The organism is Tenacibaculum aiptasiae, assembly GCF_008806755.1.
In the GTDB taxonomy this organism is placed as follows: Bacteria; Bacteroidota; Bacteroidia; order Flavobacteriales; family Flavobacteriaceae; genus Polaribacter; species Polaribacter aiptasiae.
The window spans coordinates 35,992-56,160 of the sequence record NZ_WAAU01000014.1; the positions used below are offsets into that span (position 1 = coordinate 35,992).

At 30.6% G+C, this 20,169-nt stretch carries 20 protein-coding genes; 6 read left to right on the forward strand and 14 right to left on the reverse strand.

Features of this window, described 5'->3' with window-relative positions; genetic code table 11:
• Position 1: 1 nt before the first annotated feature.
• From F7018_RS09765 to F7018_RS09775, 3 genes are all read right to left on the reverse strand, one after another.
• Positions 2-1,009: a sensor histidine kinase gene (locus tag F7018_RS09765; protein WP_150899881.1), complete on the reverse strand. Its 1,008-nt coding sequence runs from the start codon at positions 1,007-1,009 to the stop codon at positions 2-4.
• Between the two features lie 69 nt (positions 1,010-1,078).
• Positions 1,079-3,451, reverse strand: coding sequence for a TonB-dependent receptor domain-containing protein (locus F7018_RS09770; protein WP_150899882.1), 2,373 nt, complete (start codon positions 3,449-3,451; stop codon positions 1,079-1,081).
• A gap of 208 nt (positions 3,452-3,659) precedes the next feature.
• Positions 3,660-4,358, reverse strand: a complete 699-nt coding sequence (locus F7018_RS09775) for a zinc metallopeptidase (RefSeq protein ID WP_150899883.1) — start codon at positions 4,356-4,358, stop codon at positions 3,660-3,662.
• Positions 4,359-4,455: 97 nt separating this feature from the next.
• Between F7018_RS09775 and F7018_RS09780 the strand changes: the two genes are divergently transcribed.
• From F7018_RS09780 to F7018_RS09805, 6 genes are all read left to right on the forward strand, one after another.
• On the forward strand, positions 4,456-5,487 hold the full coding sequence (locus F7018_RS09780; protein ID WP_150899884.1) for an asparaginase: 1,032 nt from the start codon (positions 4,456-4,458) through the stop codon (positions 5,485-5,487).
• Positions 5,488-5,741: 254 nt separating this feature from the next.
• On the forward strand, positions 5,742-6,461 hold the full coding sequence (locus F7018_RS09785; protein ID WP_150899885.1) for a MotA/TolQ/ExbB proton channel family protein: 720 nt from the start codon (positions 5,742-5,744) through the stop codon (positions 6,459-6,461).
• An 8-nt stretch (positions 6,462-6,469) separates the two neighbouring features.
• Complete coding sequence (locus tag F7018_RS09790; RefSeq protein WP_150899886.1) at positions 6,470-6,907, forward strand: hypothetical protein; 438 nt, start codon at positions 6,470-6,472, stop codon at positions 6,905-6,907.
• 6 nt (positions 6,908-6,913) lie between these two features.
• On the forward strand, positions 6,914-7,540 hold the full coding sequence (locus tag F7018_RS09795; protein WP_150899887.1) for an ExbD/TolR family protein: 627 nt from the start codon (positions 6,914-6,916) through the stop codon (positions 7,538-7,540).
• Positions 7,541-7,558: 18 nt separating this feature from the next.
• Positions 7,559-8,029: an ExbD/TolR family protein gene (locus F7018_RS09800; protein WP_150899888.1), complete on the forward strand. Its 471-nt coding sequence runs from the start codon at positions 7,559-7,561 to the stop codon at positions 8,027-8,029.
• 83 nt (positions 8,030-8,112) lie between these two features.
• Positions 8,113-8,787, forward strand: coding sequence for a porin family protein (locus tag F7018_RS09805; protein ID WP_150899889.1), 675 nt, complete (start codon positions 8,113-8,115; stop codon positions 8,785-8,787).
• Here the strand turns inward: F7018_RS09805 and F7018_RS09810 are convergent.
• The 11 genes from F7018_RS09810 to F7018_RS09860 all read right to left on the reverse strand — a co-directional run bounded on the left by F7018_RS09810 (position 8,782) and on the right by F7018_RS09860 (position 20,129).
• Positions 8,782-9,384, reverse strand: coding sequence for a hypothetical protein (locus tag F7018_RS09810; RefSeq protein ID WP_150899890.1), 603 nt, complete (start codon positions 9,382-9,384; stop codon positions 8,782-8,784). The two genes, F7018_RS09805 and F7018_RS09810, sit on opposite strands and share 6 nt — an antisense overlap.
• Positions 9,384-10,847, reverse strand: a complete 1,464-nt coding sequence (gene rpoN, locus F7018_RS09815) for an RNA polymerase factor sigma-54 (protein WP_150900133.1) — start codon at positions 10,845-10,847, stop codon at positions 9,384-9,386. Before rpoN ends, F7018_RS09810 begins: the two co-directional genes overlap by 1 nt.
• Before the next feature lie 83 nt (positions 10,848-10,930).
• Positions 10,931-12,364 carry an asparagine--tRNA ligase gene (asnS, locus tag F7018_RS09820; RefSeq protein WP_150899891.1) on the reverse strand — a complete coding sequence of 478 codons (1,434 nt, stop codon included), beginning with the start codon at positions 12,362-12,364 and terminating at the stop codon, positions 10,931-10,933.
• A 77-nt stretch (positions 12,365-12,441) separates the two neighbouring features.
• Positions 12,442-14,805: an efflux RND transporter permease subunit gene (locus tag F7018_RS09825; protein ID WP_150899892.1), complete on the reverse strand. Its 2,364-nt coding sequence runs from the start codon at positions 14,803-14,805 to the stop codon at positions 12,442-12,444.
• Between the two features lie 97 nt (positions 14,806-14,902).
• Positions 14,903-15,457 carry a ribosome recycling factor gene (gene frr, locus F7018_RS09830; RefSeq protein WP_150899893.1) on the reverse strand — a complete coding sequence of 185 codons (555 nt, stop codon included), beginning with the start codon at positions 15,455-15,457 and terminating at the stop codon, positions 14,903-14,905.
• Positions 15,458-15,504: 47 nt separating this feature from the next.
• Positions 15,505-16,215 carry a UMP kinase gene (gene pyrH, locus F7018_RS09835; protein ID WP_150899894.1) on the reverse strand — a complete coding sequence of 237 codons (711 nt, stop codon included), beginning with the start codon at positions 16,213-16,215 and terminating at the stop codon, positions 15,505-15,507.
• Between the two features lie 110 nt (positions 16,216-16,325).
• Complete coding sequence (gene tsf / locus F7018_RS09840) at positions 16,326-17,294, reverse strand: translation elongation factor Ts (RefSeq protein WP_150899895.1); 969 nt, start codon at positions 17,292-17,294, stop codon at positions 16,326-16,328.
• Between the two features lie 90 nt (positions 17,295-17,384).
• Positions 17,385-18,149, reverse strand: a complete 765-nt coding sequence (gene rpsB, locus F7018_RS09845; RefSeq protein WP_150899896.1) for a 30S ribosomal protein S2 — start codon at positions 18,147-18,149, stop codon at positions 17,385-17,387.
• Positions 18,150-18,269: 120 nt separating this feature from the next.
• Positions 18,270-18,656 carry a 30S ribosomal protein S9 gene (rpsI, locus tag F7018_RS09850; RefSeq protein ID WP_150899897.1) on the reverse strand — a complete coding sequence of 129 codons (387 nt, stop codon included), beginning with the start codon at positions 18,654-18,656 and terminating at the stop codon, positions 18,270-18,272.
• Positions 18,656-19,111, reverse strand: a complete 456-nt coding sequence (gene rplM / locus F7018_RS09855; protein WP_150899898.1) for a 50S ribosomal protein L13 — start codon at positions 19,109-19,111, stop codon at positions 18,656-18,658. The genes rpsI and rplM overlap by 1 nt, the downstream gene beginning before the upstream one ends.
• A gap of 169 nt (positions 19,112-19,280) precedes the next feature.
• The gene (locus F7018_RS09860) at positions 19,281-20,129 is read right to left on the reverse strand and encodes an OmpA/MotB family protein (protein WP_150899899.1); all 849 of its coding nucleotides are present in this window, start codon (positions 20,127-20,129) and stop codon (positions 19,281-19,283) included.
• Positions 20,130-20,169: the final 40 nt, after the last annotated feature.

A 20,169-nucleotide genomic window follows, 5' to 3' on the forward strand; every position in this document is an offset into this window, starting at 1 on the left:
GTTAGTTTTCATCACTCAATTTAATGACAGGAATAGATATAATAAACTTATTGGTGTTATTTCCTATGGCTATTTTTTTATCAGATAATAACTCATAACGAGTTTGTAAATTCTCTAATCCTGTACCTAAACTTTCCTTGTTCGGAGTATTGGTTTTGGTGTTTTTTACAGTTAACCAACCTTCAGTTATGGTAATGTTTGTTTCTATAGGCTCTTTATTAGCTTTGTTGTGTTTTACTACGTTTTCTAAAAGAGTTTGTAATGCACCAGTAGGAATGAATTTATTTGATACAACTACTTTTTTTTCAATATTGAATTTGTAATCATTTCCAAAACGAGTTTCAATTAAGAAAATATAGTTTTCAGCGAATTTCAATTCTTTTGAAAGCTCCATCACTTCTGCGTCTTTGGTTTGAATTAGATAGCGATAAATTAACGATAATCTATTAATGTATTCTTTTGCTTTTTCTGAATCAGAATCTATTAAACTATCAAGTGTATTTAGGTTATTGAACAAAAAATGAGGGTCTATTTGTGAGCGTAATAGCTTTAATTCGCTTTCTTTTTGCTGTTTTTCTATTTTTAAAAACTGATTTTGACCTTCATAGAATTTTTTCATCAATAATATTCCTAAAGGAAAGCCAACCATGTCAGTTGCATTATATAAGCCTTTTTGTAAAAACAAAAAAACATTTGATATTTGGTTTAAAGACTTGCCAGCACTTAGTCTTCCAATAATATTATCTAAAGTACCAAGTAAGGTCAGTAATAATATAGCTATAATAAAAAAAAGAAGAAACCTTTTTTGTTTGATTAATAATTTAGGAACTAATATTTGAATAAAAATTAGAATTATAGCTATAGAAATTAGTGTGGAAGTAGGAAAGTCAACAATATATTCAATTAACTTATTTCCCTCTCTGTAGTAATCAAAGCAATTAAGTATAATAGTTGCTCCGAATATAACAAAGAGAATTAACCAGTCTGATTTATCGAGTTTAGTATTCATAGAAATTTAAGTTAGACATCACAAGTTGTGAATTTTGTGATGTCCATATAAAAACAAAAGTATAAGAAATTAATTATTGTCTTGAATTCTATTTTCTTCATCTCTAGAAGAATTACGTTTCGATTTTTTCTTTCCGAATTTTGATCCAAAACTATATACAAATCTCAATTGAATGTTTTGACGAGATCCATTACTTTCTACTTTGGCTGTACCATTACCGTAATCGATTCTTCCATTAAAACCACGGTCTAACATTTTATTAAATCCAAAATTTACTTTTAACTTGTTGTCTAAGAATTTTTTTCCGAAAGAAAAATCTAAACCAGCTAACCAATCAACTTCTATTTGACCTTCTAAAGCTCCAGTTCCATAATTTGCGCTTACCTCAAAGTTTACATCCCAAGGTAGTTTGTAATTTGCTTGAGCAAACCAAAATAAGTTCCATTTAGATAAGTTTACATTGTGTATTGCTGAGTTGTAAGAGTTTTTATTAACGATAAATCCTGTATAACCTTCTAAACCTTTAACAAAACTCAAAGGAGCGAATAATCTAAAGTTCCAATTAGTGAAATCTTCAACGTTTACTGCCTGTTGTCTAATTTGAGCAGTTGTGTTGTTTTGTTTTATTAAATCGAAAATAACATCGTTTGTTTTACTGTAGCCTACTGTAAAAAACGGTTGTCCATCGTAAGTTAAATTAAACTGATAATTATTTGTAAAAGCAGGTCTTAAACTTGGATTTCCTTCACCAGCTGAAAAAGGATCTAAGAAAGTAGCAAATGAATTCAAGCTATTATATGAAGGTCTTCTAATTCGATAACTATAAGATAAACTAGCTCCAATACTTTCTGTTATTTTTCTACTAACTGATGCACTAGGAAATAGTTTGCTAATAGGTCTTTTCTTTACTTCGTTTACCATTTGACCGTTTTTTAAAAAAATAGATGTTCCGTCAGTGTTACTATCTTCATAACGTAATCCTCCAGAAAAGGTCCATTTTCCAGCAGTAGCATTAACTTTTGAGTAAATTGCAAATATCTTTTCGTCTACTAAAAATCGACTACTGTTGGTTTGGTCTAAATCAAAACCATTTGAATTGTTTTCTAAAAATGATTGTAAATCACTATCAGTTTTTACCATAGCATATTTACTTCCTAAGCTGAATTTAAAATTATCAGAAACAGTTTTACTATAATCTATTTTATAAGTTTTAATAGTATATTTTCCATCTTGTATATATCTTCTGTCTTGAAAAGGAAGCGTACTTCCTGTTACGTCAGATAAAGTATTGGTGTTATCATTTTTATAATCGATGTAATTAAAATCTATAAATAGTTTATCGGTATCAGATTTATATTCATAATATGGGTTAATATTGAAATCTATTCTATCTCTGTCAAAAGTATTTTCTGAAAAAAGGGTATTTGTTGTTGAACTGCTAGAAATAATAGTTTTACTAGTTGCAATTCTGTCGGATTTTCTGTTATTCCAACGTCCACCAATCCCAAAAGAATGTTTGTCGTTTATGTAATAATCTATGTTACCACTAAAAGTAAGGTTGTTTGGTTTGTATGGTTCTTTGGTTACTTGATCATAGGTTTCGTTTTCAACAGTTCTAACTAAAAACAAATCATCTCTCCATGTAGGTTGTGAATGACTAATACTTGTTTGCCAATTTAATTTGTTTTTATAACTAGCTATAGAGGCTCTAGTTCCATATTCAAAACCTTCATCTTCACCAACCCATCCAGTTAAACTTCCATGGGTACCTAAACGAACATTTTTCTTTAAAATAATATTTATGATGGCTCCAGAACCAGAAGCATCATACTCGGCACCGGGCTGTTCTACTACTTCAACTTTAGCAATATTATCAGCAGGAAAATCACGAAGTAAACTTTGAACATCCATGTATTCGGTAGTTTTTCCGTTAATTAGAATTCTTACACCGCTTTTTCCAGCTATTGTAATTCCGTTGTTTGTAACTAATACACCAGGAACTTTACGCATTACATCTTGTAAATTAGAGTTGACCATTTCGGTTTTTTCTAAATCAACTACCAATTTTTCAGCAGTTTGTTTTATTACAGGTCTTTTAGATTTTACAACAACTTCATTTAAAGTTTGACTTTCTTCTTGTAAAGTAAAGTTGAAAATTTTATTAGATGATAGTTGAAATTCCGCTACTTTTTCGCTTTTAAAGCCTAAAGTAGTAACAGTTATTCGGTACTTTCCTTTTTGAATATTTTTTAATGAATAATTTCCATCTTCACCTGAAATAGTCCCTTTAGGTTGTCCAGGATTATCTACATTATATAGTATAACATTAATAAAAGGTAATGGGTTTTTCTGATTATCAACAATTTTCCCGCTTATGCTGTATTGAGCTTGAGCAGTAATTATTGTAATTAATACGAATAAAATAGTAGTAATAGCTTTCATATCTTTTTTTATTTAACACTTCAAAAGTGTATTCTTATTGAAAATTAAAAAATGGAAATCTGATAAAACGGGTTAATTTTCCGGTGAATAGATTTTTATTTCCTATAACCTTAAAGACGCAATTAGATATAAAAAGGTTTTCTGAAGTCATAAAAAAAGCTTCGAATATATTTCGAAGCTTTTAATGTTTTTAGTAAGTCTAACTTTGTTAATCTCTATTCCCTAATACTCTTAACGCCCAATATAATAGCATTGCCAAAGACCCCAAAGCAGCAACTAAATAAGTTCTAGCAGCCCATTTTAAAGCATCTTTAGATCCTGCTAATTCTTCTCTAGTAACTATGTGTTTGTTTTCTAACCATGCTAAAGCTCTATTACTAGCATCATATTCAACAGGTAAAGTGATGAAACTAAATAAAGTTCCTAAAGCCATAAATATTAAACCAGCTACAGCTATTAATTGTCCAATGCCAGGTTGTCCAGCACCAGCACCTAATATAATACCACCAATAACCATGTATTGAGAAAATCGTGATGAAATGCTAACTATAGGTACAAGTTTTGAACGCATTTGTAACCATTGATATGCTTGAGCATGTTGTACAGCATGACCAACTTCGTGTGCAGCTACAGCAGCAGCGGCAGCATTTCTTTGATTATATACAGCCTCACTTAAATTAACAGTTCTGTTTACAGGATTATAATGATCGGTAAGTCTACCTGGAGTAGAAATTACTTTTACGTTAAAAATTCCATGATCGGCTAACATTTTCTCAGCTATTTCAGCACCACTCATGCTATTTCTTAAGTGTACTTGAGAATATTTTTTAAACTTTCTTTGTAGCGTATTACTTACTAGCCAACTAAATAATGTAATAACACCAATTATTGCATAAAAACCTAACATAATATAGTATTGTTTTAAAATTTTTGTGTCATTTTTGTTTGATAAATTTACAACATAAATTATTCCATTTTAGAATTTAATAATATAAGATGTCAAAATGACAAATAAACCTAAGATTTTAATTGTATATACAGGGGGAACTATTGGAATGGTTAAAGATTATAATACAGGAGCATTAAAAGCTTTTGATTTTAGTCAAATTTCAAATAAGATTCCAGAATTACAACAATTACATTGTGATATTTCTACTATATCTTTTGAAGAACCTATTGATTCTTCAAACATGAATGTGAATTATTATATCAATATAGCTGAAATTATTTCTGATAACTATGACAAGTTTGATGGATTTGTGGTATTAACAGGTTCAGATACGATGTCGTATACATCATCAGCTATTAGTTTTATGTTTGAAAATTTGCAAAAGCCCGTCATTTTTACTGGATCTCAATTGCCGATAGGAGATTTAAGAACGGATGCAAAAGAAAATTTAATTACCTCTATACAAGTAGCTTCTACATATGAAAATAATAAACCTGTCATTCAGGAAGTAGGTTTGTATTTTGAATATAAATTGTATAGAGCAAATAGAACAACAAAAATTAATGCTGAGCAATTTGAGGCTTTTGCATCCATGAATTACCCTCCTTTAGCAGAAAGTGGGGTTCACTTAAATTTTAATTATCCTCTTTTATTAAAACCTAATAAAAAAGAAGAAAAATTAGTTTTTAGAAAGAAACTAGACAATAATGTCGCTATTTTAAAGTTATTTCCAGGGATTACAGAATCAGTTGTAAGTAGTTTTATTGATATACCTAATTTGAAAGGTGTTATCTTAGAAACATATGGATCTGGAAATGCACCAACAGAAAAATGGTTTGTAAACTTACTAGAAAAAGCTGTTGATAAAGGTATCTACATTGTAAACGTAACCCAATGTGCTGGAGGGAGCATTATTATGGGGCATTATGAGACAAGTTCTGAATTAAAACGTATTGGAATTGTAGACGGAAAAGACATTACAACCGAAACGGCGGTTGCAAAAATGATGTATTTACTAGGTGAAAAGTTGTCGAAAGACGAATTTAAGCACTATTTTGAAACTTCATTAAGAGGAGAAATTGATTAATTTGTAAATAAATCGTTAAATTTACCGTTATAACTACTTGAAATAGTAGTTAAAAGAATAAAAATGAGCCGTAAGTATATAAATACTACTGTTTTTTTTTAATGTCCCAACAATTTTTTGTTACTTGGCACTCTGAAAAAATAAAAAAGTGTAATAAGTACAAGAAAAGAATTACTTATTAATAAAAAAATAAGTAGTTCACAGTAAAATTTGTATTTTTAAACCGTTAACTATTTAAAATTAATTATAACAAAATGAAAAAAGTAGTAAATATCCTAACTATTACAGGATTTATGTTTTTAGGAGCTATTCAGTCAACTTATGCTCAGGCAGCTGATGCTGAAAAAACTTTTCACCAAGAGTTAAAGCAACGTTTTATTGAAGGAGATCCTAAATTTATGGGGATTGTATTGGTAGCTTTAATATTAGGTTTAGCTATTGCAATTGAAAGAATCATTTACTTAAACATGGCTACAACTAATACTAAAAAATTAGTAGCTAGTGTTGATGATGCTTTAAGTTCAGGAGGTATAGAAGCTGCAAAAGAAGTTTGTAGAAATACAAAAGGACCAGTTGCATCTATCTTTTATCAAGGATTAGAAAGAGCAGACGAAGGTTTAGAAGCTGCTGAAAAAGCTGTAGTAGGATATGGTGGAGTTCAAATGGGATTATTAGAGAAAAACGTTTCTTGGTTATCTTTATTTATCGCATTAGCACCAATGTTAGGATTTATGGGAACAGTAATTGGTATGATTGAGGCATTTGATAAGATTGCTGTAGCAAACGATATTTCTCCAGCGGTAGTAGCAGGTGGTATTAAGATTGCACTTTTAACAACAGTATTCGGTCTTGTTGTAGCAATTATATTACAGATTTTTTACAACTATATCGTATCTAAAATTGATAGTATCGTAAACAACATGGAAGATGCTTCAATTTCTTTAATTGACTTATTAGCTAAGTATAAAAAATAATAAATCATATGAATAGTAAAGTATTAACATTACTTATAGCTGCTATATCAATTATTGGTGCGGGGCTATTTGTAAACGTTGTTAGAATAGATAAGGAAGACGTCGAGGCGCTTTCTAGTGCTGTTGGACCTTTGGTTAGTTATTCAACATGGTTATTAATAGGAGTAGTTGTAGTAGCTATAGTTGCTTCTTTATGGGGAATGTTTAAAAACCCTGCAGCATTAAAGAAAACATTATTAGGACTAGTAGCTTTAGGAGTACTTTTTGCAATTTCGTACTTTATGTCTTCAGATGCTCAAGTTATTGGAGCAGATGGAAGCGTATTAGCTGTGCAAGGAGGAACTTCTAAATGGGTAGGAACAGGAATTAGCTTTAGTGTTATTTTAGGTGCTATTGCAAGTGTGTTCTTTGTTTGGGATTTATTAAAAGGAATCGTTAAATCATAAAAAATTATGGCAAGAAGAGAAAGCCCAGAAATTAATGCAGGTTCGATGGCAGATATTGCATTCTTGCTACTAATCTTTTTCCTTGTAACAACAACAATGGATGTGGATTCAGGTATCCCTAAAAAGTTAGCTGAAAAAACTGATGTTAAACCACCAATTGTAAAAGAGAAAAACATTTTTCAGGTTAGTATTAACAGAAATAACCAATTACTTGTAGAAGATGAGGTTATGGAGTTAAAAGACTTAAAAGATGCGGCAATTAAGTTTATAGACAATGGTGGTGGTGTTGGAAACCCAATGCCAGGAAAAGATGCAGGAGCACCTTGTAACTACTGTAGTGGAGCTAAAGATCCAACATCTTCAGATCACCCAAATAAAGCTATTATTTCTGTAGAGAGTGATAGGGGGACTGAATATGGAATCTATGTAGCTGTACAAAACGAGTTATTAAAAGCTTATACTGAATTACGTAATAAATTATGCCAGCAAAAATATGGTATGAGTTTTACAGAGTTAGATAAAGCTTTTAAAGCAAGTGCAAGAAAAGATGAGTCATTAAGAAAGAAGGTTGAAGATATAAAAAGTAGTTATCCACAGATTATATCTGATAGTGAACCAACTAATGTTCAATAATATAAAAACAATATAAGTATGTCTAAGTTTAAAAAGAAGAAAAAAGAGATGCCAGCAGTGAATACTTCTTCACTTCCTGATATTGTTTTCATGTTATTATTCTTTTTTATGGTAACTACTGTAATGAGAGAGACAGATTTAGCAATTGAAAATCCACGTTTACCAAGTGCAAGTGAAGTTAAAAAACTTGAACGTAAAAGTTTGGTAAGTACAATTTACGTGGGTAAGGCAAAAGATGCTAAGTATGGAACTAGTTATAACAGAATTCAGTTAAACGATAAAATCGCAACACCTGATGATGTACCAGCTTTCATTTTCTTAGAAAGAGGTAACGTATCAGAAGCTGAAGTTCCTTTTATGACAACTTCTATTAAAGCAGATAAAGAATCGAGTGTTGGTACTTTAGCTGATATTCGTGAGAAATTAAGAGATGTAAATGCTCTTAAGTTAAGTTTATCTACTCACAAAGCAAGTGAAATTCAAAAGTAATTACTTTTAAATAAATTAAAAAAGAGCAATCCTATGGTTGCTCTTTTTTTATACAAAAAAACTATATTTAGCGTTAGATAATTATGAAAAACTACATTCAAGCATTTTTTGTACTATTTTTAACTATTACTGCTTATTCTCAAAAGGATTCTTTACAAATAGGAGATAAGTATTGGGAAGATCAGTTATATATTGATGTAACATATAATGTGTTAAATAAACAGCCTTTAGAAGTAGCAAAAAGTGGTTTTTCTTTTGGTTTTTCAGGAGGTTATATAAAAGATATTCCTATTGTTAAAAGTGGGAAAATAGCTATTGGAGTAGGTTTAGGATACGCTTTTGATTCTTTTAATCATAGTTTAAATATTTCAGAAACTGATAGGAATGTATTTGAGGTTAATAATACAATTACAGCTAATAAGTTAAAAACACATGCTATTGAAATACCTATTCAGTTTAGATGGAGAACTTCAACTGCTAAAACATATTCTTTTTGGAGAATTTATACAGGGGTTAAACTAAGTTATAATTTTAGTAATGTTTTTCGTTATAATAATGCTGCTGGTACTACTATTAGTTTTTCAAACATTTCTCAGTTCAATAAATTTCAAACAGGTTTAATATTGTCAGCTGGATATGGTACTTTTAACTTTCATGCCTATTATGGTTTAACATCTATGTTTAAAAATGCTGTGTTAAACGGAAATCCAATAAATACTAAGGTAATTAAGTTTGGTTTGAGTTTTTATCTGTTATAATATATAGAAAGCTAAAAAAGGGCTAATTAAGCCAATAAAAAAACCAATATATACTTCTCTACTAGTATGAGCCTTTAAGTGTAATCTTGAGGCTGCTAATATTCCTGAAAGCAAAATAAAAACTATAATTAAAGGTAGGATATTGATATTGTGTATTTGTTGGAATAATAAAAAATAACCAGTTGCTGCTCCCATTGACAATAAATGTAAGCTGCTCTTTATTTTTGATATAAAGAGTAAGTAAATTACAATTAAGCCTAGTACAACACCAAAAAATAAATAAGATAAATCTCTAATAATACTTATCTCAGCAAAGAACTTACCAACCATAAACAACAATGTCATCATAAAAAATATAGGAATTCGTCGTTCTTTAATTCCATGTACTTTAAATGATTTTATATAGTTTATACGTTTTAAAAAAACTAATAAAAGAAGTGGGATAATATAAGTGGCAATAAAAACAATTCCCAATATGGTATACTGTTGTCGCGAACTTAAATTAATTGGAGTTAATATAAAATAAAGAATAATCCCAATCGTAGGCATTACAATTGGGTGTAGAATGGTTGATATGAACTTATACCAACGTTCCATTATATTTCTTTACGTAATCTAGCTACTGGTATGTCTAACTGTTCTCTATATTTAGCCACAGTTCTTCTAGCTATAGGATACCCCTTTTCTTTTAAGAGTTTAGATAATTTCTCATCAGTTAGAGGTTTTCTCTTTTCTTCTTCATTAATAACTGTCTCTAGAATCTTTTTAATCTCCCTAGTTGATACGTCTTCTCCTTGATCATTTTTCATTGATTCAGAGAAAAAGTCTTTAATTAACTTGGTACCATATGGGGTAGAAACATATTTACTATTAGCAACTCTTGATACTGTTGATACATCCATTTGAATTTCATCAGCAATATCCTTTAAAATCATCGGTTTTAACTTACGCTCATCACCAGTTAAGAAATACTCTTCTTGACGATGCATAATAGCATTCATGGTAACTAAAAGCGTTTGTTGACGCTGTTTTATAGCATCAATAAACCATTTAGCAGCATCTAATTTCTGTTTTATAAATAATACAGCATCTTTTTGAGCTTTGCTTTTTTCTTTAGATTTACTGTATCCTTTCAACATGTTGTTGTATTCTCTAGAAACATGTAATTCAGGAGCATTTCGAGAATTTAAAGTAAGTTCTAAATTACCATCAATAATGCGTATAGAGAAATCTGGAACAATTTGTTCTGCTATTTTATTATTACCAGCATACGAACTTCCAGGTTTTGGATTTAATTTACTTATTTCAGTAATTACTTCTTTTAATTGTTCCTCATCAATGTCAAATTTTTCAAGAAGCTTTTTATAATGCTTCTTTACAAAATGATCAAAAGCATTTTCGAGAATATTTATCGCTAAAGAAGTACTTTTCTTTTCAGGTTTAGATTTAAGTTGAATAATTAAACATTCCTTTAAATCCAAAGCACCAACACCAATAGGGTCTAATCGTTGAACTACAGTTTTTAAAACAGTTGTTACTTTTTCTTCAGTTGTAAATACGTTTTGAGTAAAAGCTAAATCATCTACTAAATCAATAATATCTCTACGGATATAACCACTGTCATCTATACTTCCGACTAAAAATTCAGCAATAGCACGTTCTTCATCATCAATTCTAAAAGTGTTTAATTGATTTTTTAAGGATTGATGAAAGGTAGTTCCAGCTGCATAAGGAACTTGTTTCTCATCATCATCAGATGAATAGTTATTTGCTTGAGTTTTATAGCTAGGAAATTCATCGTCACTTAAATACTCATCGATATTAATATCGTCTGTTTCAATTTTTTCATTTCCAGTATCATCATACTCAGAATCATTAGATAAAGTATCTTCAAAACTCTCAGGTTCTTCTTTACCAGTATCTAAAGCTGGATTTTCCTCTATTTCTTGTTTTAAACGTTCTTCAAATGCTTGCGTAGGCAATTGAATTAGTTTCATCAACTGAATTTGTTGAGGAGATAATTTTTGTAATAATTTATGATGTAAACCTTGTTTTAGCATATCTACAAATATAAGAAAAGGCATAAAAAAAAATCGCCATTCTATAAGGAATGACGATTGTGTTTATAAGTTTTATGATTTTTTTAAAACTCTGCGTTTTGAGGTGTTCTAGGAAATGGGATAACATCTCTAATATTACTCATACCTGTAGTAAATAATACTAAACGTTCAAATCCTAAACCAAAACCTGAATGCACAGCTGTACCAAATTTACGAGTATCTAAATACCACCATAATTCCTCTTCTGGAATATCTAAAGCAGCCATTTTCTCTTTTAATACATCTAAACGCTCCTCACGTTGTGATCCTCCAACCATTTCTCCAATACCAGGGAATAAAACATCCATAGCACGTACAGTTTTTCCATCTTCATTTAAACGCATGTAAAATGCTTTAATATCTGCAGGATAATCAAATAAGATTACTGGACATTTAAAGTGTTTTTCAACTAAATAACGCTCGTGCTCCGATTGTAAATCAACACCCCATTCGTTTACAGGAAATTGGAATTTTTTCTTCTTATTTGGCTTAGAGTTACGTAATATATCTATAGCTTCTGTATAAGAAACACGTTTAAAGTTGTTATCTACAACAAAGTTTAACTTTTCAATTAAAGTCATTTCACTACGTTGCGCTTGAGGTTTAGATTTTTCCTCTTGCGTTAAACGGTTGTCTAAAAATGCTAAATCATCTTTACAGTTATCTAATACATATTTTAAAACTGACTTAATAAAATCTTCAGATAAGTCCATGTTAGCATCTAAATCGTTGAATGCAACCTCAGGCTCAATCATCCAAAATTCAGCTAAATGACGTGTTGTATTAGAATTTTCAGCTCTAAATGTAGGTCCAAAAGTATATACTTTACCTAGTGCCATTGCATAAGTCTCAGCTTCTAATTGACCAGATACTGTTAAGTTTGTTTCTTTACCAAAGAAATCTTGAGTGTAATCTACATTACCCTCTTCATTTAATGGAGCTTTGTTAGCTTCAAAGTTTGTAACATGAAACATTTCACCAGCACCTTCAGCATCAGATCCAGTAATAATAGGTGTGTTTACATAGTTAAAACCATTTTCTTGAAAATATTTGTGAACAGCAAAAGATAAAGCTGAACGCACTCTCATAACAGCACTAAATGTATTTGTTCTAATGCGTAAATGCGCATTTTCACGTAAAAACTCAAGACTATGTCTTTTTGGTTGAATTGGATATTCATCAGGATTAGAATCACCTAAGATTTCTAAATCTGTCACTTGAACTTCAACTTTTTGTCCTTTACCTTGACTTTCAACTAATGTACCTGTAATGCTTACTGCAGCGCCAGTATTTATTCTTTTTAAAAGTTCTTCATTTGTATTTTCAAAATCGACAACACATTGAATATTATTAATAGTAGAACCATCATTTAGAGCAATAAAACGATTGCTTCTAAAAGTTCTAACCCATCCTTTTACATGTACTTCTTGTAAAAATTTTTCAGAATGTAATAATTCTTTAACGCTACTTCTTTTCATCTTTTAAAAATTGAAGAGCAAAGATACTTTTTTACAAAGAATTGAGCAATGTTGATATATAAAATGCGAATAAACTTTTATTTGTCTTCTTTTGGAGGTAAAATTTTAAAGTTAGTTTCTTTTAAAACCTTTTTATTCGCAATCTTTTTCTCAAAAGAAAGTAATAAAGAAGGTAGTAATAATAAGTTTGATACCATTGCTAATAAAAGAGTAACAGAGACAAGACCACCTAAGGCAATTGTTCCTCCAAAACTAGAAACTGTAAAAACTAAGAAACCGAAAAATAATACTATTGAAGTATAAAACATACTAACTCCTGTTTCGCGAAGAGCAGCATATACCGCTGGCTTTATTTTCCAATTGTTAGCTAGTAATTCTTGACGGTATTTAGCTAAAAAGTGAATTGTATCGTCAACTGAAATACCAAAAGCAATACTAAATACTAAAATTGTTGAAGGTTTAATAGGAATACTAAAGAATCCCATTAATCCTGCAGTAATTAATAAAGGAAGCATATTTGGTATTAATGATATAAATATCATTTTGTAAGAACGGAACATCCATGCCATAAAGATTGAAATCAATAATATAGCTAATGATAAAGAAATAACTAGGTTTTTAATTAAATAGTTAGTTCCTTTTAAAAACACTAATGCTTTACCAGTCATAGAAACCTTAAACTTTTCGTCTGGAAACTGCTTCTTTATAACAGCTTGTAAACGATCTTGAATAATGTCCATTTTATCTGTACCAATATCTTTCATAAAAGTAGTGATACGTGCATAACGACCAGTGTTGTCTACAAAGTTTTTCAACATACCAGCGTTACTATTTGAGTTTTTAGTATAAGCAAAAATGTGTGCTTTTTCCTGACTCGTTGGTAGTTGATAGTATTTTGGATTTCCTTTATAATATGCTTGCTTAGAATATTTAACTAAGTTAGTTACTGAAATAGGTTTTGATAATTCAGGGAAAGTTTCAATGGTTTCATTTAACTTTTCCATCTTTTTCAAAGTAGAAAGTTTCATAACACCTTTTTCTCTTTTGGTGTCTATTAAAATTTCTAAAGGCATAATACCTCCAAATTCGCTTTCAAAAAATTTGATGTCCTTATAAAACTGCATACCTTTTGGCATGTCTTCAATTAAACTACCAGAAACTCGGATTTGAAATAATCCTATCATACTTAATATGATAACGATTACCGTAGTAATGTAAATTGCAATTCTTTGTTGCTTTACCATGCGTTCCATCCAAGAAACAACATTCCCCATCCACCTTTTTTCTAAGTGGTTTAAATGCTTTTTCTCTGGAAGAGGCATAAAACTGTATAAGATTGGAATGATTAATAAAGCAAGTATGAAAATACTAATAATATTAACCGATGCTAGAATACCAAATTCTCTTAATAATTGACTTTTAACAAAAACAAAGGTTGCAAAACCAGAAGCTGTTGTTATGTTTGTCATTAAGGTAGCATTACCAATTTTTGAAATTACACGTTGTAAAGACTTTGCTTGATTACCGTGTTTTTTTATTTCTTGCTGGTATTTGTTAATTAAAAATACCGCATTAGGTACACCAATTACAATAATTAATGGAGGAATTAATGCAGAAAGTACCGTGATTTCATATCTGAATAAACCAATAAATCCAAATGCCCAAACTACACCAATACCTACTACTAATAGAGTTATGAACGTTGCTCTGAACGAACGGAAAAAGAAAAAGAATATAATAGCAGTAATTAGTAAAGCACCAACTACAAATATTCCCATTTCATTAATAATGTTTTGAGAATTTACAGTACGTATATAAGGCATTCCAGAAACACGAACATCTATATCATTATCTTTCTCAAATTTATCTATAGTAGGAATTAAAATTTCCGCAATAAAATCTCGACGAGCAGGTGTATTTACAATGTCTTTATTAATATAAATAGCAGTTTGTAAAGTACCTTGATCGTTATATAATAGATTATCGTAAAAAGGAAGTTTTTCAAATAATTGTTTCTTTATTTTGTTAACTTCTTCATCTGTAGACGGAACCTTATCAAATAATGGTTCTACAATGAATTTTCTTTTTTTTCTATCTGCTTTCAGTTGCTTAACATCAGCTACTGAAACAGTAAAGTCAACTTGTTTTACGCTGTCTAAACTCTTTACAAGTTTATTCCAAGCGTTAAATTTTTGAGGGGTAAAAATTGTTGAATCTTTTACACCTAGGATTACTAAATTCCCTTCCTCACCAAAAATTTCTAAAAACTTGTCGTATTGAATGTTTGCCTCATGGTCTTTAGGAAGCAAATTTGCCTCAGTATATGAAAAACGCATATACTTCATCTGAGTGACTAAAAGTCCCGTAATAACAGCTATAGTAATTAAAACCAAGTATCGGTTTCGTAGTAAAAATCCTGCGATTTTAGTCCAAAAAGTCATTCAAAAAAATTTTAGCAAAGTTAGGGTAAATGAAACAATTAAACGAAAAAAAAGAGTGTCTTAAAAACACTCTTTTTTATAATGTTTATAAAGAGACCTAAACAGTCATAATTTCTTTTTCTTTTACAGAATATTTTTCATCAATATTTTTAACAAAACTATCTGTTAAATCCTGAACGCTTGTTTCTGCATTTTTCTTCATGTCATCAGAAGCATCAGTTTTTTTGATTTCATTGTTAGCGTCTTTACGAGCATTACGAACACCAACTTTAGCATGTTCTGCTTCAGCTTTTGCTTGTTTAGCAAGATCTTTACGACGCTCTTCAGTTAATGGAGGAACGCTAATAATAATGTTATCACCATTGTTCATAGGATTAAAACCTAAATTTGCAATCATAATAGCTTTTTCTATTTCTTGCAACATGTTCTTTTCCCATGGTTGAATAGTAATTGTTCTTGCATCTGGTGTGCTTACATTAGCAACTTGTCCTAATGGAGTCGCTGCTCCATAGTAGTCAACTTGTACGTTAGCTAACATTGAAGGAGATGCCTTACCAGCTCTAATACTACGTAATTCTTTTACCAAGTGTTCTATAGCATTATTCATTGCCTCTTTGGCCGAATCTAAAATAAAATCAATTTCTTCGTTCATTTTGTTCGTATTTATTGACCTCTGTTTTTGAAAGAGGTTATTTCGGTTTATTCGTTATCAACTATTGTTCCAATTTGTTCACCAGAAACTAACTTTAATAAGTTACCGTTAGTATTCATGTCAAAAACAATAATTGGTAATTTGTTTTCTTCACTCAAAGTAAAGGCAGTCATATCCATTACTTTTAAGCCTTTTTCAATAACATCTTTAAAAGATATATTGTTATATTTTATAGCATCTTTATCTTTTTCTGGATCGGCATTGTAAATACCATCAACTCTAGTTCCTTTTAAGATAGCATCTGCATTAATTTCAATAGCTCTTAAAACTGCTGCAGTATCTGTTGTAAAATAAGGGTTTCCAGTTCCTCCACCAAAAATAACAACACGCCCTTTCTCTAAATGACGGTTTGCACGCCTTTTAATATATGGTTCTGCTATTTCTTTAATTTCGATAGCTGTTTGTAAACGAGTATGAACACCTTCGTCTTCTAAAGCGCTTTGTAAGGCTAAACCATTGATACAAGTAGCTAACATTCCCATGTGATCTCCTTGTACGCGATCCATACCATTACTAGCTCCAGCAACACCTCTAAAAATATTACCACCACCGATAACAATGGCAACTTGAATATTTCTGTCTACTACTTGTTTAATTTCTTGAGCGTATTCTTTAAGTCTTTTTGGGTCAATACCATATTGACGTTCTCCCATTAAAGCTTCTCCGCTTAATTTTAAAAGGATTCTTTTATATTGCATAGTCTTGTTGAAAGTTGTGCAAAACTACGTATTTTTTTTGAGTTTGTTTTTTTATAAAATAAAAAACCATCCAAAAAATGGATGGTTTTATATAAAATTTCTGTTGAGAATTATCCTAAAGTAACTCTTACGAAGTTTTTAACTTCTACATCACCAAAAGAAGCAACGTATTCAGCAACAGTTTTCTTTTCGTCTTTGATAAACTTTTGATCTAATAAACATTGTTCTTGATCTAAAGTTGTGTTATCAGAAATAAATCTTTCCATTTTTCCTGGTAAGATTTTATCCCAGATTTGCTCTGGTTTACCTTCAGCTTTTAATTGCTCTTTAGCAGCTTCTTCAGCATTAGCTAAAGCTTCATCAGTTAATTGTAATCTAGATACGAATTGAGGTACGTTCTTTAAAGTTTTACCTAAACGACCTAATTCTTCATTATCTTTTACAATAGCAGCAATTCTTGCTTCAGTTTCAGACTGAACATATGCAGGATCAAAATCTTTGTAAGATAATGAAGTAGCTCCCATTGAAGCAGCTTGCATAGCTAAATCTTTAGTTAAAACAGCAGAGTTTTCAACTGGTGCAGTTAAACCAACCATTGCAGCAATCTTACCAACGTGAGTATAAGCTCCTACGAATGGTGCTTCAATTCTTTCGAATGAAGTGATATCAATCTTCTCACCGATAACTCCAGTTTGCTCGATTAACTTTTCAGCAACAGTAATTCCACCGAAGTCAGCAGCTAAAAATTCTTCTTTAGTTTTTGTGTTAAAAGCAATATCAACAAATTGAGAAGCTAAATCTTTGAAAGAATCATTTTTAGCAACGAAATCTGTTTCACATGCTAATACAATAGCAACACCGTAAGTGTTGTCATCACTAATTTTAGTAATTGCTACACCTTCAGTAGACTCTCTATCTGCTCTTTTAGCAGCGATTTTTTGTCCTTTTTTACGTAAAATTTCAATTGCTTTATCGAAATCACCACCAGCTTCTACTAATGCATTTTTACAATCCATCATACCAGCTCCGGTACTTTCTCTTAATTTTTTTACGTCTGCAGCGCTAATTTTTACTGACATCTCTATTGTTATTTTTTAGTTGTAAATATTTTATTGTACAAAGTTGTAAAAATTTAAAGGTTCCAATGTAATGAAACCTTTAAATTTAAATTATTTTGCTTCTTCTTTAACCTCAGTTGAAGTTGTTTCTTCTTTAGCTGGAGCTTTTTCAGCTTTTGCTTTTTCTTTATCAGCTTTTCTTTCTGATAAACCTTCAGCGATAGCATCAGTTACATATGATAAAACTTTATCAATAGATTTAGAAGCATCATCATTTGCAGGGATTACGTAATCTACTGGTCTTGGATCAGAGTTCGTATCAACCATTGCAAAGATTGGAATGTTTAATTTTTGTGCTTCAGCAACTGCAATGTGCTCTTTCTTTACATCAATTACAAATAAAGCAGCAGGTAAACGAGTCATATCAGAAATAGATCCTAAGTTCTTTTCTAATTTAGCTCTCTGACGGTTGATTTGTAATTTTTCTCTTTTAGATAATGCATCAAAAGAACCATCTTGCTTCATTCTATCAATAGTAGCCATTTTCTTAATAGCTTTACGGATAGTAACAAAGTTAGTTAACATACCACCTGGCCAACGCTCAGTAATGTAAGGCATGTTTACGTTTGTTGCACGATCTGCAACGATATCTTTAGCTTGCTTCTTAGTAGCAACGAATAAGATTTTACGTCCAGAATTAGCTATTTTTTGTAAAGCATTTGCTGCTTCCTCAATTTTAGCTGATGTTTTATACAAATCGATGATGTGAACACCATTACGCTCTGTATAAATGTATGGAGCCATGTTTGGGTTCCATTTTCTTGTTAAGTGACCAAAGTGAACGCCACTTTCTAATAATTCTTGAATGTTTGCCATTTTAATAAATGTGTTTACGTTCTGTTTTCGCAATATTCCAGTAGTTTATAAAGTCTGAAATATTTAGATACTAAACTGTTTGTTATAAATTGTTTTATAAATAACAGCTCTAATAAACGATTAACGTTTAGAGAACTGGAATTTCTTACGTGCTTTCTTCTGACCGAATTTCTTACGCTCAACCATTCTTGGATCACGAGTTAATAATCCTTCTGGCTTTAAGATTGCTTTGTGCTCTTCGTTGATAGCTACTAATGCTCTAGTAATTGCTAAACGGATAGCTTCTGCTTGACCAGTAACACCTCCACCATAAACATTTACTTTAATGTCATAAGACTCTAAGTTGTCAGTTAACATTAAAGGCTGCTTTACTTTATATTGTAAAGTAGGAGTTGTTAAATAGTTATTTAAATCTTTTTTGTTAACAGTGATGTTTCCACTTCCTTGAGAAACGTAAACACGTGCAACAGCTGTTTTTCTTCTACCTATTTTGTGAACAGTTTCCATTATTTAAGATCGTTAAGGTTAATAGCTTTTGGGTTTTGAGCGTCTTGTTTGTGCTCTGTACCTGCGTAAACATATAAATTTCTGAATAACGCACTACCTAATTTGTTTTTAGGTAACATTCCTTTTACTGCTTTCTCGATTAATCTTGTAGGATCTTTTTCGAACATTTCTGTAGCAGTTAATGATCTTTGACCTCCTGGATATCCTGTGTGACGGATGTAAGACTTATCAGTCCACTTTTTTCCAGTTAAGTTAATTTTCTCTGCGTTGATAATAACCACGTTATCTCCACAATCTACGTGAGGAGTATAGTTTGGCTTGTATTTACCTCTAATTAGCATTGCTACTTTAGAAGCTAGACGACCCAACGTTTGCCCGTCCGCATCAACTAAAACCCACTCTTTGTTAACAGTGTTTTTGTTAGCCGATACTGTTTTGTAACTTAATGTGTTCATAATTACACGATTAGTTTTTGTTTATTAATATATAATTTGATCCTTAAAAAAGGTGTGCAAATGTACGATTAATTATTTGATTGACAAATAGTAGGTTAGTTTAATTTTAAGATATAAAAAAAACGTGCAATTTGCACGTTTTTTATTTTATATAAATAGAACTTTTAAATTACTCTGCTTTTTGTTCTAGCAATTCAAAAAATTGGTTCAATCTTGGTAAGATAATAATCTTAGTTCTTCTGTTTTTTGCTTTGTTAGCAGGAGTGTCATTTGCTACTAAAGGAGCAAAACTACCTCTACCTGCAGCAATTAATCTGCTAGGAGCTACCTTGTATTTATCTTGTAATTCACGAACAATAGAAGTTGCACGTAAAACACTTAATCCCCAGTTGTCTTTTAAAGCAGATCCAGAAGCAACAGGTGTATTATCTGTATGTCCTTCAATCATTACATCCATTTCTGGTTGTCCGTTTACAACTGTAGCTACTTTTTCTAAAACTTTTGAAGCTTTGTCCGATACTGTATAGCTTCCACTTTTGAATAATAACTTATCAGAAATAGAAATGAAAACAACTGTTTTTTCAACATTTACTTCGATATCTTGATCATCAATACCTTGTTGTAATTCTTTCTTTAAGTGAAATGCAACAACTAAGTTTAATGAGTCTTTCTTAGAAGCAGCTGCTCTAATTCTGTTGATGTATTTGTCCTTTTTACTTAATTGAGTTAATGTTTCTTTGATATTGTCATTAGCTCCTTTAGTTAAAACAGTTAAGTTTTCAACTTGTTGTAATGTGTTTTGTTTGTCTTTTTTCAAGTCACTAACAGTAGCTTCTAAATTTGAAACCTTATCTTGGAAACCATCTTTTTCAACTAAACATTTTGTTAAGTTAGCTTTTACAGCTAATAATTCTTCTTTTGTTTTTTCGTGCTTTGTTTTTAAAGCATCTAATTCTTTTGTAGAAGCACAAGATGCTAATAAAAGAGTTGCGGTAAGAAATAAAAATATTTTCTTCATGTTATTCTGATTTTTCAGATGTAATGTTACATATAATGAT